The sequence below is a fragment of the Amycolatopsis bullii genome, assembly GCF_014654205.1.
Classification (GTDB): domain Bacteria; phylum Actinomycetota; class Actinomycetes; order Mycobacteriales; family Pseudonocardiaceae; genus Amycolatopsis; species Amycolatopsis plumensis.
The window spans coordinates 52678-67040 of the sequence record NZ_BNAW01000016.1 but is presented as its reverse complement, the minus strand read 5'-3'; the positions used below and the strand labels follow the sequence as shown (position 1 = coordinate 67040).

Annotated in this window: 13 protein-coding genes; 11 read left to right on the top strand and 2 right to left on the bottom strand. The window is 70.8% G+C overall.

Annotation, left to right across the window (positions count from 1 at the left end):
- The first annotated feature begins 39 nt into the window (after positions 1-39).
- From IE317_RS19670 to IE317_RS19645, 6 genes are all read left to right on the top strand, one after another.
- A complete protein-coding gene (locus tag IE317_RS19670; protein WP_191312121.1) occupies positions 40-1884 on the top strand; it encodes a methylmalonyl-CoA mutase family protein in 1845 nt (614 codons plus the stop codon).
- Complete coding sequence (scpA, locus tag IE317_RS19665) at positions 1881-4049, top strand: methylmalonyl-CoA mutase (RefSeq protein WP_191312120.1); 2169 nt, start codon at positions 1881-1883, stop codon at positions 4047-4049. Before IE317_RS19670 ends, scpA begins: the two co-directional genes overlap by 4 nt.
- Positions 4050-4052: 3 nt before the next feature.
- Positions 4053-5036, top strand: coding sequence for a methylmalonyl Co-A mutase-associated GTPase MeaB (meaB, locus tag IE317_RS19660; RefSeq protein WP_191312118.1), 984 nt, complete (start codon positions 4053-4055; stop codon positions 5034-5036).
- A 49-nt stretch (positions 5037-5085) separates the two neighbouring features.
- The gene (locus tag IE317_RS19655; protein ID WP_191312116.1) at positions 5086-5385 is read left to right on the top strand and encodes a hypothetical protein; all 300 of its coding nucleotides are present in this window, start codon (positions 5086-5088) and stop codon (positions 5383-5385) included.
- Positions 5386-5582: 197 nt separating this feature from the next.
- Positions 5583-6884 carry an amidohydrolase gene (locus tag IE317_RS19650; RefSeq protein ID WP_191312114.1) on the top strand — a complete coding sequence of 434 codons (1302 nt, stop codon included), beginning with the start codon at positions 5583-5585 and terminating at the stop codon, positions 6882-6884.
- Positions 6885-7087: 203 nt separating this feature from the next.
- Positions 7088-7951 carry a DUF559 domain-containing protein gene (locus tag IE317_RS19645; protein ID WP_191312285.1) on the top strand — a complete coding sequence of 288 codons (864 nt, stop codon included), beginning with the start codon at positions 7088-7090 and terminating at the stop codon, positions 7949-7951.
- Positions 7952-7983: 32 nt separating this feature from the next.
- Here the strand turns inward: IE317_RS19645 and IE317_RS19640 are convergent, their stop codons facing one another.
- Positions 7984-8436 (bottom strand): gamma-glutamylcyclotransferase, encoded by a 453-nt coding sequence (locus tag IE317_RS19640; RefSeq protein WP_191312112.1) that lies wholly within the window; start codon positions 8434-8436, stop codon positions 7984-7986.
- Between the two features lie 128 nt (positions 8437-8564).
- Between IE317_RS19640 and IE317_RS19635 the strand changes: the two genes are divergently transcribed.
- From IE317_RS19635 to IE317_RS19615, 5 genes are all read left to right on the top strand, one after another.
- Positions 8565-9965, top strand: coding sequence for an NAD(P)H-quinone dehydrogenase (locus tag IE317_RS19635; protein WP_191312111.1), 1401 nt, complete (start codon positions 8565-8567; stop codon positions 9963-9965).
- 73 nt (positions 9966-10038) lie between these two features.
- Positions 10039-10500 (top strand): hypothetical protein, encoded by a 462-nt coding sequence (locus IE317_RS19630; RefSeq protein ID WP_191312109.1) that lies wholly within the window; start codon positions 10039-10041, stop codon positions 10498-10500.
- A gap of 124 nt (positions 10501-10624) precedes the next feature.
- A complete protein-coding gene (locus IE317_RS19625) occupies positions 10625-11149 on the top strand; it encodes a hypothetical protein (protein WP_191312107.1) in 525 nt (174 codons plus the stop codon).
- Between the two features lie 70 nt (positions 11150-11219).
- On the top strand, positions 11220-11873 hold the full coding sequence (locus tag IE317_RS19620; protein WP_191312105.1) for a class F sortase: 654 nt from the start codon (positions 11220-11222) through the stop codon (positions 11871-11873).
- An 81-nt stretch (positions 11874-11954) separates the two neighbouring features.
- The gene (locus tag IE317_RS19615; RefSeq protein WP_191312104.1) at positions 11955-12758 is read left to right on the top strand and encodes a VOC family protein; all 804 of its coding nucleotides are present in this window, start codon (positions 11955-11957) and stop codon (positions 12756-12758) included.
- 66 nt (positions 12759-12824) lie between these two features.
- Here IE317_RS19615 and glpK read toward each other — a convergent pair whose 3' ends face one another.
- Positions 12825-14348, bottom strand: a complete 1524-nt coding sequence (gene glpK / locus IE317_RS19610; RefSeq protein WP_191312102.1) for a glycerol kinase GlpK — start codon at positions 14346-14348, stop codon at positions 12825-12827.
- Positions 14349-14363 lie beyond the last annotated feature (15 nt).

Sequence of the window (14363 nt, the reverse complement as noted above, 5' to 3'; positions counted from 1 at the left end):
ACAGGTCGGACGCGGCCCGTGCCTCTACCATCACTGGGTATGACTGAAGTGGCCGGTCCGGAGTCAGCGCCGATCTCCGAACTCGACCTGGGGGCCGAGTTTCCCCAGGCGACGCGCGAGCAGTGGCAGGAGCTGGTCGCCGGTGTCCTGCGCAAGAGCGGCAAGCTCCCCGAAGACCCTGCAGGCTTCGCGGGTGCCCCGGAGAGCAAGCTCGTCACGCGGACCTACGACGGGATCGAGATCCAGCCGCTGTACACGGCCGAGGACCTCCCCGGCGACATCGGCTTCCCGGGCCTGCCGCCGTACGTGCGCGGCGCGCGACCGGACGGCCATGTCAGCACCGGCTGGGACGTCCGATCCCGGTTCACCGGCGAAGACGGGCGCGACGTCAACAAGGCGATCCTCGCCGACCTCGAAGGCGGCGTGACGTCGATCTGGCTCTCGGTGCCGCCGTCGGCGCTGGCCGACGCGCTGAACGAGGTCTACCTCGACCTGGCGCCGGTGGTCCTGGACGCGGGTGCCGAGTACGAGGCCGCCGCTTCCGAGCTGCTCACGCTGCTCGCCGAACGCGAGATCCCGGCGAGCGAGGCCACCGCCGTGCTGGGCGCCGACCCGATCGGCCTGGCCGCCCGGTCCGGCTCGGCGGTCGAGCTCGAACCGGCTGCCGCGCTCGCCGCGCGTGTCGCCGCGAAGTACCCGAAGGTGCGCACGATCGTCGCCGACGGCCTGCCGTTCCACGAAGCAGGCGGGTCGGACGCGCAGGAGCTGGGCGCGCTGGTGGCCGCCGGCGTCACCTACCTGCGGGCCCTGACCGACGCGGGCCTCGACGCCGAAGCCGCGGCCGGCCAGCTGGAGTTCCGGCTCGCCGCGACCGCCGACCAGTTCTCCACCATCGCGAAGCTGCGCGCCGCGCGGCGCCTGTGGGCCCGCGTCGCCGAGGTGTGCGGCTTCTCCTCCCCGATGCGCCAGCACGCCGTGACGTCGCCGTCGATGCTGACCCGGCGTGATCCCTGGGTGAACATGCTGCGCACGACGGTCGCGTGCTTCGGCGCGGGCGTCGGCGGCGCGGACGCGGTCACCGTGCTGCCGTTCGACGCGGCGATCGGCAAGCCCGACGCCTTCTCCGCGCGGATCGCCCGCAACACCCACGCCGTGCTGCTGGAGGAGTCCAAGCTGGCCGGCGTCGCCGACCCGGCGGGCGGCTCCTGGTACGTCGAGAAGCTCACCGACGACCTCGCGCACGCCGCCTGGGCCGAGTTCACCGCCATCGAAGGTGAAGGCGGCCTGGTGGCTTCGCTGGCCTCCGGCGAGCTGGCGGCCCGGCTGGCGGCGACGTGGGAGAAGCGCTCTTCGCGGATCGCGACGCGGCGCGACCCGCTCACCGGCGTCAGCGAGTTCCCGAACCTGGCCGAGAAACCGGTGGTGCGGGAGCCGGTGGAGTCCACTGTGGAAGGCGGGCTGCCGCGGCACCGCTACGCCGAAGGCTTCGAGGCGCTTCGCGACGCTTCGGACGCGTACCTCGCTTCGCACGGCTCGCGGCCGAAGATCTTCCTCGCGACCCTCGGCCCGGTCGCCGCGCACACCACGCGGGCCGGGTTCGCCGCCAACCTGTTCCAGGCGGGCGGGATCGAAGCCGTCAACCCGGGCGCGACCGACGACCTGCCCGGCGCTTTCCGCGAATCCGGCGCCCGCATCGCCTGCCTCTGCGGCACCGATGACGCCTACGCGGCCCAGGCGGCCGATGTCGCCGCGTCCCTCGGGGCCGAGTATGTCCTGCTCGCGGGGAAGGGCGACTACGACGGCGTGGACGCGAACGTTTTCGCCGGTTGCGACGCCCTGGAAGTCCTGAACGGCCTGCACGCCAAGCTGGGAGTCACGCGATGAGCATCCCGAACTTCGCCGGTCTCGACCTCGGCACGCCGTCACCGGGTGACCGCGACACCTGGGCGCGCGCGGTGGAGAGCGCCACCGGCAAGGGCCCCGACGCCCTGGCCTGGGAAACGCCCGAAGGCATCGGCGTCAAGCCCGTCTACACCGCCGCCGACCTGTCCGATGTGGACTTCCTCGGCACGTACCCCGGCATCGCGCCCTTCCTGCGCGGGCCGTACCCGACGATGTACGTCAACCAGCCGTGGACCATCCGCCAGTACGCCGGGTTCTCCACCGCCGAAGAGTCCAACGCCTTCTACCGGCGCAACCTCGCGGCCGGGCAGAAGGGCCTCTCGGTCGCCTTCGACCTGGCCACCCACCGCGGCTACGACTCCGACCACCCCCGCGTGTCGGGTGACGTCGGCATGGCGGGCGTCGCGATCGACTCCATCTACGACATGCGGCAGCTCTTCGACGGGATTCCCCTCGACAAGATGTCGGTGTCGATGACGATGAACGGCGCGGTGCTGCCGGTGCTCGCCCTGTACGTCGTCGCGGCCGAAGAGCAGGGGGTGAAGCCGGAACAGCTCGCGGGGACCATCCAGAACGACATCCTCAAGGAGTTCATGGTCCGCAACACCTACATCTACCCGCCGCAGCCGTCGATGCGGATCATCTCCGACATCTTCTCCTTCACTTCGCAGCACATGCCGAAGTACAACTCGATCTCCATCTCCGGCTACCACATGCAGGAAGCCGGCGCGACCGCCGACCTGGAGCTGGCCTACACGCTGGCGGACGGCGTCGAGTACATCCGATCGGGGGTCGCCGCGGGGCTCAGCGTCGACAAGTTCGCGCCGCGGCTGTCGTTCTTCTGGGCGATCGGCATGAACTTCTTCATGGAGGTCGCGAAGCTGCGCGCGGCCCGCCTGCTGTGGGCGAAGCTGGTGAAGGGCTTCAATCCGACGTCGTCGAAGTCGCTCTCGCTGCGGACGCACTCCCAGACGTCCGGCTGGTCGCTGACCGCGCAGGACGTCTACAACAACGTCGTCCGCACCTGCGTCGAGGCGATGGCCGCGACCCAGGGACACACCCAGTCGCTGCACACGAACGCCCTCGACGAGGCTCTGGCGCTGCCGACGGACTTCTCCGCGCGGATCGCCCGCAACACCCAGCTGCTGCTGCAGCAGGAGTCCGGCACCACCCGCGTGATCGACCCGTGGGGCGGCAGCGCGTTCGTCGAGAAGCTGACCTACGACCTCGCCCGCAAGGCGTGGGGCCACATCACCGAGGTCGAGCAGGCCGGCGGCATGGCCAAGGCGATCGACGCGGGCATCCCGAAGCTGCGCATCGAGGAGGCCGCCGCGCGCACGCAGGCCCGCATCGACTCCGGGCGGCAGCCGGTGATCGGCGTCAACAAGTACCAGGTCACCGACGACATCGACATCGAAGTGCTGAAGGTCGACAACGCCGGCGTCCGCGCGCAGCAGCTGGAGAAGCTGCGGCGGCTGCGGTCGGAACGCGACTCCGCGGCCACCGAGGACGCCCTGCGGCGGCTCACCGAGGGCGCGGGCAATGGGGGCAACCTCCTGGAACTGGCCATCGACGCGGCTCGCGCGAAGGCCACCGTCGGCGAGATCTCCGACGCGCTCGAGAAGATCTGGGGACGGCACTCCGGCCAGATCCGGACCATCTCGGGGGTGTACCGCGAGGAGGTGGGGAAGACGCAGAACGTCGAAAAGGCCCGTCAGCTGGTCGAGGAGTTCGCCGCCGAGGAGGGCCGCCGCCCGCGGATCCTCGTCGCGAAGATGGGCCAGGACGGCCACGACCGCGGCCAGAAGGTGATCGCCACCGGCTTCGCCGACCTCGGCTTCGACGTCGACGTCGGCCCGCTGTTCTCCACCCCGGCCGAGGTGGCGCGGCAGGCGATCGAGGCGGACGTGCACGTCGTCGGCGTCTCGTCGCTGGCCGCCGGGCACCTCTCGCTGGTGCCCGCGCTGCGGCACGAGCTGGCCGAGCTGGGGCGCGAGGACATCATGGTCGTCGTCGGCGGCGTCATCCCGCCGCAGGACTACCCGGCGCTGCGCGAGGCCGGGGCGGCGGCGATCTTCGGGCCCGGCACGGTGCTCGCGGACGCCGCCATCGACCTGCTCGGTCAGCTGTCGGCGCAGGAGTCCTGACCGTTGCCGCGCAAGATCGACGTCACCGCCTACGCCAAGGGCGTCCTCGCGGGGGACCGCGGGACGCTGTCGAAGGCGATCACGCTGGTCGAGTCGCAGCGGGAGGACCACCGGGCGCTGGCGCAGGAGCTGCTGGTCGAGCTGCTGCCGTCGGCCGGCGGCGCCCGGCGGGTCGGCATCACCGGCGTGCCCGGTGTCGGCAAGTCGACATTCATCGACCAGCTGGGCACGGACCTGACCGCGGCGGGGCACCGCGTCGCCGTGCTGGCGGTGGACCCGTCGTCGACGCGGACCGGCGGGTCGATCCTCGGCGACAAGACCCGGATGGCGCGGCTGGCGGTCGACCCGCGAGCGTTCATCCGGCCGTCGCCGACGTCCGGGACGCTGGGCGGGGTCGCGCGGGCGACCCGCGAGACGATCGTGCTGATGGAGGCGGCCGGCTACGACGTGGTGCTGGTCGAGACGGTCGGGGTCGGACAGTCCGAAGTGACCGTCGCGAACATGGTCGACTGCTTCCTGTTCCTGACGCTGGCCCGCACCGGTGACCAGCTCCAGGGCATCAAGAAGGGCGTGCTGGAGCTCGCCGACGTCATCGCGGTCAACAAGGCCGACGGCGACCACGAGCGGGACGCCCGGCGGGCCGCGCGGGAGCTGGCGGGCGCGTTGCGGATGATCTACGGGCCCGAAGCGTCGTGGACGCCGCCGGTGCTGACCTGCAGCGGCCTGCACAACCTGCGGCTCGACGAGGTCTGGGGCGCCATCGAGCAGCACCGCGAGACGCTGACGGCGTCCGGCGAACTGGACGCCCGGCGGCGGCAGCAGCAGGTCGACTGGACCTGGGCGATGGTGCGCGAGCAGCTGCTCGGTCGGCTGGCGGTGCATCCGGACGTGCGAACGGTCGTTCCCGACGTCGAACGGGCGGTGCGGGACGGTGAACTGACGGCTACCCTCGGTGCACAGCGGATCCTCGACGCGTTCGGTGGCTGACGTGCGGGCGATGCGTGGGCAGAATGCCTGGTCGTGGCGAAAGGATGACATGGCGAAACTGCGGGGTCTGGTCCTGGTCGGGCTGCTCGGGGCGGTGCTGTTCACCGCGTCACCGGCAGTGGCGCTCGCGCGGCCGTCCGCCGTCACGGTGAGCGTGGCGCACGCGTCCGTGGCCCCGGTCCTGGCGCAGACCCAGCCACCGGGCCCGGTGCTCGACCCGGCCCAGACGGACAAGGCGAACAGCGAGAAGACCAAGAACAAGCTGGTCGCGGGCCTGCTCGCGGTCGTCCTGCTCGGCATCGTGATCTGGGGGCGCAAGATCCGTTCGAAGCGGGCCAAGGGGTCCTGAGGTTTTCGGCTTTGCCGAACTAGTGCACGCCGTTCAACGCAGATCCGGTACCGGCCGTCTCGGACGGCCGTTTTCGAGGCGCGGCTTGCCGCCTGCATGGTGCACGATCGTCTGCAAATGCGTACGACAGATCGATCGGCACGACGCGTGACCCCAGCCGCTGCGCGGGTTACCCGTGTTGCGGGAGGAGGTGCGGCGTGACGGTGTTGGACTCACGACCGGACGTTCCAGGCGACCCCCAAGGGCGCATCATCAACCCCATGGAGGGGTCCGAAGCGCTCATCTCCGAAGCGGGCGTAAGCATGGCTCCCGTGGAGGACCTTGGTGCGGGCCGTGGCCCGTTCTGGCTGGACGACTGGCTGCGCGCCAACGCGACCGACGTGCTCGCCTGGCGGCGGCACATCCACGCGCACCCGGAGCTGTCGCGGCACGAGTTCGCGACCACGGAACTGGTCGTCACGCTGTTGCGCTCGGTCGGTCTCAAGCCCTGGGTGCTGCCGGGCGGCACCGGCGTCGTCTGCGACATCGGCAGTGGTGAGCGGTGCGTGGCGCTGCGCGCGGACATGGACGCCCTGCCGCTGACGGAGGCGACCGGGCTGCCCTACGCGTCGACGACCGAGGGCGCGGCGCACATGTGCGGCCACGACGCCCACACGGCGATCCTGCTGGGCGCGGCCCGCGCGCTGGCCGGCGCGCCGGAGCTGCCGGGCCGGGTGCGGCTGATCTTCCAGCCGGCCGAGGAGGTCATGCCCGGGGGAGCTCTGGACATGATCGCGGCGGGCGCGCTGGACGGCGTCGAGCGGATCTACGGCCTGCACGTCGACCCGCGGCTCGAAGTGGGGTCGGTGGGGATGCGCGTCGGCGCGCTGACGTCGGCGGCGGACCTGATCGAGCTGCGCCTGACGTCGCCGGGCGGCCACACGTCCCGGCCGCACCTGACGGCGGACCTGGTGCACGCGCTGGGCACGGTGATCACGTCCCTGCCCGCGGTGCTCTCCCGCCGCGTCGACCCGCGTTCCGGGACGATCCTGGTCTGGGGAGCGGTCCACGCGGGCCAGGCGGCCAACGCGGTCCCGCAGGACGGCGTCCTGCGTGGGACGCTGCGGACGGCCGACCACGAGGTCTGGACGGCCCTGGAGCCGCTGGTCGCCTCCTCGGTGGAGTCCCTGCTGGCCCCCACGGGCGTCGGCTTCCACCTGGACTACCGCCGCGGCGTCCCCCCGGTGGTCTCCGACCCGGAGTCGACGGCCCTGATGCGCGCGGGCGTGGAAGCGGCCCTCGGCGAGGGCGCGGTGGCCCCCACCGAGCAGTCCTCGGGCGGCGAGGACTTCGGCTGGTACCTGGAGCACGTCCAGGGAGCCTTCGCCCGCCTCGGCGTCTGGTCCGGCCCGCCCGCCCCCCAATCGGACATCCACCGCCCCACGTTCGTCCTCGACGAGCGAGCCCTCCTCTGCGGAGTCCGAACCCTGGTCCACACAGCCCTAACCACCCTCGCGTAGTGATGCCCCTCCAGTCACGCATGATGCCCGTCCAGTCACGCGTGATGCCTCTTTCCGCACAGGGTTATCCACAGGCATAGCGAGTTATCCACAGGTCACGAGAAAGGCCCTTCCCTTCTCCACGGGAAGGGCCGATTCTCGATTACGTGATCGATTGGGGAGGGCCGCACGGAGCGGTTTCGCGCGCCGAGGCCGACAAGATCCTGGGGCGCCGAGCGGTGCTCAAAGGGCTGGCGACAGGGGTACTCGCGCAGCCTTGGCGTGGCGTGCTCATCCACGCCGCCGACTCGCTGAATCTGCCGACGCTGGCGCAGGCGGCGTTGATCCACGTCGGGCCGCCGGCAGTGCTCTCGGGCGCGACTTCCCTTGCCCTGCATGGCATTTCGGCGGTTGCGGACACGACGATCCAACTCTCCGTACCACCGGAGAAGCGGGCTCGATCGAAGCCGGGACTGGTCGTGCACCGGGCCGAATACCAGCCCGCCGATGTGCTCGAACTCAAGGGGCTCCCGGTGTTTTCGCTCGACCTCGCCCTCGCCGATCACCTGTGCTCGGGCGATGATCGAACCGCGTTCGCCGGGGTCGACCAGGCGATGGCGGGACTACCGGATGACCACCGCCAGACCCTGCGGAAGAACGTCCGGGACCGCCTCATCGACCGTCGGGATCGGCGAGGTATCCACAGGGCGCAGATGCTGCTGGCTCTGGCGACCGGGAAGGCCGAATCGCCCCCGGAGAGCATCCTCCGGCTGATCGTGGTCGAGGCCGGGTTCCCGGTCCCGGAGGCGCAGTTAGAGATCACCACCGTCGACGGTCGCCGCCTCTACGTCCTCGACATCGCGTGGCCCGAGTTGCGCATCGCGCTCGAGTACGACGGGTTCGCCGCACACGAGGAGCGGCACGAGCACGATGCCGAGCGGGACGAGCGGATGGCCGGGCGAGGCTGGGTCACCATCCGGGCGACGGCCGTCGATCTGCGCGAGCCGGGGCGCGTCCTCGCCGAGCTGCGGGACGCCTTCAAGTTACGTTCGGGGCATCACGCGTGTCTGGAGAGGCATCACGCGTGATCAGAGGGGCATCACGCGTGATTGGCGGGGCATCAGCCGGTTATGCCGGAGCAGGGGCGAGTTCGGAGGTCGTCGACGTAGTCGGCGGGGGCGCCGGCTGCCTCGGCGGCGTCGGCCAGGACACCCAGGTAGCGAGCTGACGGGAGGCCGCCTTCGTAGGCGTCGAGGACGTAGAGCCAGGCCAGGACGGAGCCGTCCATCGTCTGGACTCGGAGGCGGATCTTCGAGTGGATGCCCAGCTCGCCGCCCTCCCAGCGGTCCAGGCCGTCCTCGTCCAGTGGCGTCACGTCGTACAACACGACGAAGACGCGGGACGCCGGGTCCTCGACGATCGTCGCCAGGGCACCTTCCCACCCCAGGTCCTCGCCGCCGAAGGTCAGGCGCCAGCCCTCCAGCCAGCCGGTGCCGGCCATCGGAGAGTGCGGCGCGCGCTCCAGCATCTGGGCGGGCTCCATGTTCGATCCGTACGCGGCATACAACGGCACGCCCGACAGCGTAGCGATACCTCCCTCACCCGAGTGGACGCACTCGCCGTGTTCGCCCACTTCAGTGTCCGGTCACCTTCGCCGCGTACGGTGAGAGCACCGCACGAACAGCCCAGAGGAGGACCCAGGTGACCAGGATCGTGATCATGGGCGGGGGCCCGGCCGGCTACGAAGCGGCGCTGGTCGCGGCCCAGCACGGAGCCGACGTCACGATCGTCGAGCGGGACGGCCTCGGCGGCGCGTGCGTCCTCTACGACTGCGTTCCCTCGAAGACGTTCATCGCGAGCTCCGGCGCACTGGCGAAGATGCACGACCTCAGCGAGCTCGGCATCAACACCGACCTGGCCGACACCAGCATCGACCTCCCGACCGTCCACGGCCGGGTGAAGGGGCTCGCGCTCGCCCAGTCCGCCGACATCCGCGCCCGCGTCCAGCGCGAGGGCGTCCGCGTCATCGCCGGCGAGGCCCGCTTCTGCGACGAAGAGCCCGGCCTGGCGACGCACAAGGTCGCCGTCACGACGAAGGACGGCACCGAGAAGCTGCCCGCCGACGTCGTCCTCATCGCCACCGGCGCCACCCCGCGCGTGCTGCCCGGCGCCGTGCCGGACGGCGAGCGCATCCTCGACTGGCGCCAGCTCTACGAGCTCCGGGAGCTGCCGGAGCACCTCGCCGTGATCGGCTCCGGCGTCACCGGCGCCGAGTTCGCCTCCGCCTACACCGAGATGGGGGTCAAGGTCACCGTCGTCTCCAGCCGTGACCGCGTCCTCCCGCACGAGGACGCCGACGCCGCTGCGGTGCTCGAAGAGGTCTTCTCCCAGCGCGGGACGACCGTCGCCAAGCACGCGCGCGCCGACCGCGTCGAGCGCACCGAAAAGGGCGTCGAGATTCACCTCGCCGACGGCCGCGTGATCGAAGCCAGCCACGCGCTGATGACCGTCGGGTCGGTGCCCAACACGAAGGACATCGGCCTCGACAAGGTCGGCATCGAGGTCGGCCCCGGCGGGTTCATCACCGTCGACCGCGTTTCACGCACCTCCGTTCCCGGGATCTACGCCGCCGGCGACTGCACCGGCGTGCTCATGCTCGCCTCGGTGGCGAGCATGCAGGGCCGCATCGCGATGTGGCACGCGCTGGGCGAAGGCGTCGCGCCGATCAAGCTCAAGACCGTCGCCGCCAACGTGTTCACCCACCCGGAGATCGCCACCGTCGGTATCAGCCAGCAGGCGATCGACTCCGGCGAGGTGCCCGCGCGCACCATCATGCTGCCCCTGGCCACCAACGCGCGCGCGAAGATGGAGGGCCTCCGCCGAGGCTTCGTGAAGCTGTTCTGCCGCCCCGCCACCGGCGTGGTCGTCGGTGGTGTCGTCGTGGCGCCGCAGGCGAGCGAGCTCATCCTCCCCATCGCGCTCGCCGTCCAGAACCAGCTCACAGTGGACCACCTGGCACTGACATTTTCGGTTTACCCGTCGTTGTCGGGCTCGATCACCGAGGCCGGGCGCCAGCTCATGCGCCACGACGATCTCGACTGACGACGGCACGCAACCCCGGCGCACCCGTCGCGTCTTGTCGGTTGTAAGGCTGAAGAACGCGAAGGGTGCGAGAGTGCGCAAGACGGTGGTTTTCGTTGCGGCAGCGGTGATCGGGGCGACGGCGCTGACCGGACCGGCGATGGCGCAGAGCACCACTCCGGCGCCGGGCACGAGCGCGGCCCCGAAGGCGGGCAGCGTTCAGCTCAACGTGAACACCGCGATCAACCAGACGCTGGTGGACAAGTACGTCCGCGACGCGCCGAACGTCGCGCTGGCGAAGTGCGAAGGCCCTTCGCCGGCGTTCTCTTCGCCGGTGCTGACGTTCGCCAACTACACCCCTGGCCCGTTCATGGGCGCCGACGCGAACATCAGCGCCGACGCCGAGCTGAAGCCCGGCACCGCGGCGGGCACGTACCCGCTGACCGTGACCTGTGGCGGCCAGACCTACACCACGCAGTTCACGGTGCCCGCCGCGCAGGTGGCGAAGGTGCCCTCCGGCGCCGCAAAGGCGGGCGACGGCAGCATGGCGGGCTGATTTCCCGAAATCGCCACGACCGCCCCGGAGCCACGCTCCGGGGCGGTTTTTTCGGCGCGGAAGGCAACCTCTCCGCAGGTAGGGCGTCTTTCGAAGCAGAAGTCCCGGGGGGAGGGGAAAAGGGATGGAAACGAAAAAGATCCTGGCCGTTGCCGCCGTTTCGGGTGGCTTGCTGCTCTCGGCGCCGGCGGCCTTCGCCGCGACACCCACCGAGCACGCGGGAAACCCGAAGGCCTACTTCCGCGTCATGCCGACCGCGGCCCGTCCGGGAGCGAAGGTGGAGATCCGGCTCGGCTGCGAAGCCGCGAGCACGCACGACCCGGCGTCCCCGGTCCTCAAGATCGGGGCGCTCCGGCGGGTCGGCCCGCAGAACGACCCGGCCAAGGCGCCCGCCGCGGCCGCGTCGGCGATCGTGCAGCCCGCGAAACCCGGCGTCTACCAGGTGTCGTTCTCCTGCGGTGTCGCCGAACTGACCACGAAGTTCACCGTGCTGGGTGAACGTCGTCAGGTGGCGAAGGTACCGTCGGGGGCACCGCAGACCGGGGGCGGCCCGGCCGGCCACGGGCCGCTCGCCGCCGCGGGCGCCATGGGCGTGCTGGCCCTCGGCGGTGGCGGTTTCGTGCTGGCCCGGCGAGCCTGGCGCCGCTGACCGCGGCCCGGCTCAACCACCGGAACCACCCGGACGTGTGAACTTTGTCAGCGTTGGTCAGGGGGAGAGCATGAGCACGAAGACAACGGGCGGCAGGCGGGGCTTCCTGATCGCCTTCATCGTGGCGTTGCTCGCCGCGCTGGTGGTGGTCCTGGTGCTGACCCTCGACGGCGGCAGCGGCCCGGACACCGCGCAGCCGCCGCCCGCCCAGCCGGTCGCGGTCACCCCGGAGCCGCAGGCCGCGAGCCAGGACGCCGTCGCGGCGCTGCCCAAATCCGAGCCCGTTTCGATCGACATCCCGAAGATCGGCGCGCGCTCGACGCTGGTCCCGCTGGGGCTCAACCCGGACAACACCGTCGAGGTACCGCCGGTGACCACGCCGCTGCAGGCCGGCTGGTACACCTACGCGCCGACGCCGGGCGAGACCGGCCCGGCCGTCGTGCTGGGGCACGTCGACGGCAACCACCAGAAGGGCATCTTCTTCCGGCTCAAGGAGCTGGCGGCGGGTGACCGGGTCTCGATCGCCCGCAAGGACGGCACCACGGTGGTGTTCGAGGTGACGAAGGTGCACCAAGTGCCGAAGAAGGACTTCGAGCGCGAAGGCGTCTACGACGACACGGCCGGGCCGGAGCTGCGGCTGATCACCTGCGGCGGCGTCTTCGACCGGAGCGCGCACAACTACGTCGACAACATCGTCGTCTACGCCCGGCTGGTCCAGGCCTGATTTTCGGTTTTTGTCGGTGCCCGGTGCCAGACTGTGCCCGTCGTCACCGCCAGGTGGCGCGGACGAGGGTTGGGAGTCGACATGGTGTTCCGGAACGAAAGGTGGCCCGACGGCACGCCGAGCTGGGTGGACCTGATGGTGCCCGACCAGGCGAAGGCGATCGCCTTCTACAGCGGCCTGTTCGGGTGGGACGTGCAGCGGGGCGGTGCGGAGACCGGCTTCTACGGCATGGCGCAGCTGCGGGGGCGCCCGGTCGCCGGCATCGGGCAGACCCCACCGGGCCAGGACGTCCCGCCGTTCTGGACGACGTACCTCGCGGTGTCCGATGTGGACCGCACGGCCGCGGCCGTCACCGAGGCGGGCGGGCGGATCGTGACGCCGGTGATGGAAGTGCTGAAGGAGAGCCGGATGGCGATCGCGGCCGATCCCACGGGGGCCGTCTTCGGGCTCTGGGAGGCCGGCAACCACATCGGCACGCAGGTCGTGGCGGCCCCGGGCGCCCTGGCGTGGAACGAGTGCCACAGCCGTGACTACGCGGCGGCGAAGCCGTTCTACGAGGAGGTCTTCGGCTACGGCTTCCAGGACATCTCCGGCGACGACTTCACGTACGCGGTACTGCTGCTCGACGGGCGCCCGGTCGGCGGCCTCGGCGCGGTACCCGGCTCGGCGCCACCGGAGGTGCCGTCGTACTGGTCGGCGTACTTCTGGGCGGCCGACGCCGACGCGGCCGCGGCCAAGGTGGCCGAGCTCGGCGGCTCGGTCGAGGGGAAGCCGTTCGACTCGCCGTACGGGCGGCAGGTGCGCGCCACCGACGACCAGGGCGTGCCGTTCATGGTCATCGCGCCCAACGAGCAGTCGGGCGAGCCGGAGGGCTGGGCGGTGTGAGCGGGCGGGCCGGGAGCGCCACGAGGCGGCACCCCCGGCCCTCGCCGGTCAGTCCGCTCAGTCCGCTCAGTCCTCTGAGTCTTCTTCGGAGACCCAGTCGAAGGTCTTGGTGACGGCCTTCTTCCAGTTGCGGTACTCGCGCTCGCGGCGGGCGTCGTCCATCGACGGGTCCCACTGCTTGTCCTGGGCCCAGTTGGTGCGGATGTCGTCCTCGGACTTCCAGAACCCGACGGCGAGACCGGCGGCGTAGGCGGCACCCAGCGCGGTGGTCTCGTTGACCACCGGGCGGATCACCGGCACGCCGAGGATGTCGGCCTGGAACTGCATGAGCAGCTCGTTGACGACCATGCCGCCGTCGACCTTGAGCGACTTCAGCGGGACTCCGGAGTCGGCGTTCATCGCGTCGATGACCTCGCGCGACTGGAAGGCGGTCGCTTCCAGCACCGCGCGGGCGAGGTGGCCCTTGTTGACGAACCGGGTGAGCCCGACGATCGCGCCGCGGGCGTCGGAGCGCCAGTAAGGAGCGAACAGACCCGAGAACGCCGGGACGAAGTACGCGCCGCCGTTGTCCTCGACGCTGCGCGCGTGCTCCTCGATCTCGGCCGCGGTCGTGATCATGCCGAGGTTGTCGCGCAGCCACTGCACCAGCGAACCGGTGACGGCGATGGAGCCTTCCAGCGCGTAGACCGTGTCGTTCGAGCCGATCTTGTAGCAGACCGTGGTGAGCAGCCCGTTCTGCGACATCACCTTCTCGGTGCCGGTGTTGAGCAGCATGAAGTTGCCGGTGCCGTAGGTGTTCTTGGCCTCGCCGGGCGAGAGGCAGGCCTGGCCGAACGTCGCGGCCTGCTGGTCGCCCAGGATGCCCGCGATCGGGACGCCGGCCAGCGCGCCCTTTTCGCGGACCTTGCCGTACTCCTCGGACGAGGAGCGGATCTCCGGCAGCATCGAAAGGGGGATGCCCATCTCGCCGGCGATCTCGGCGTCCCACTGCAGGGTGTCGAGGTCCATCAGCATGGTGCGGGAGGCGTTGGTCGGGTCGGTGACGTGCACGCCGCCGTCGGCCCCGCCGGTCATGTTCCACAGCACCCAGGTGTCCATGTTGCCGAACAGCAGGTCACCGGCCTCGGCCTTGGCGCGCGCGCCCTCGACGTTGTCCAGGATCCACTTGACCTTGGGCCCGGAGAAGTAGGTCGCGAGCGGGAGGCCGACCTTGTCGCGGTAGCGCTCCTGGCCGCCGCCGAGGTTGCCGAGTTCGGTGACGATCCGGTCGGTGCGGGTGTCCTGCCAGACGATCGCGTTGTACACCGGCTTGCCGGTGGTCTTGTCCCAGACGAGGGCGGTCTCGCGCTGGTTGGTGATGCCGACGGCGGCGATGTCCTTCGCGGTCAGGTCGGCCTTGGCCAGTGCGCCCGCGGCGACCCGGCGCGTGTTCTCCCAGATCTCTTCCGCGTTGTGCTCGACCCAGCCCGCGCGGGGGAAGATCTGCTCGTGCTCGCGCTGGTCGACCGAGACGACACGGCCCTCGTGGTTGAAGATCATGCACCGGGTGGACGTGGTGCCCTGGTCGATCGCGGCTACGTACGAAGTCATGTGTGCTCCCGGATT

Bases quoted from the DNA above. Each gene is read 5' to 3' on its own strand.
- IE317_RS19670 (WP_191312121.1), top strand. From the start codon at position 40: ATGACTGAAGTGGCCGGTCCGGAGTCAGCGCCGATCTCCGAACTCGAC.
- scpA (WP_191312120.1), top strand. From the start codon at position 1,881: ATGAGCATCCCGAACTTCGCCGGTCTCGACCTCGGCACGCCGTCACCG.
- IE317_RS19655 (WP_191312116.1), top strand. From the start codon at position 5,086: ATGGCGAAACTGCGGGGTCTGGTCCTGGTCGGGCTGCTCGGGGCGGTG.
- IE317_RS19625 (WP_191312107.1), top strand. From the start codon at position 10,625: ATGGAAACGAAAAAGATCCTGGCCGTTGCCGCCGTTTCGGGTGGCTTG.
- IE317_RS19620 (WP_191312105.1), top strand. From the start codon at position 11,220: ATGAGCACGAAGACAACGGGCGGCAGGCGGGGCTTCCTGATCGCCTTC.
- IE317_RS19615 (WP_191312104.1), top strand. From the start codon at position 11,955: ATGGTGTTCCGGAACGAAAGGTGGCCCGACGGCACGCCGAGCTGGGTG.
- glpK (WP_191312102.1), bottom strand. From the start codon at position 14,348: ATGACTTCGTACGTAGCCGCGATCGACCAGGGCACCACGTCCACCCGG.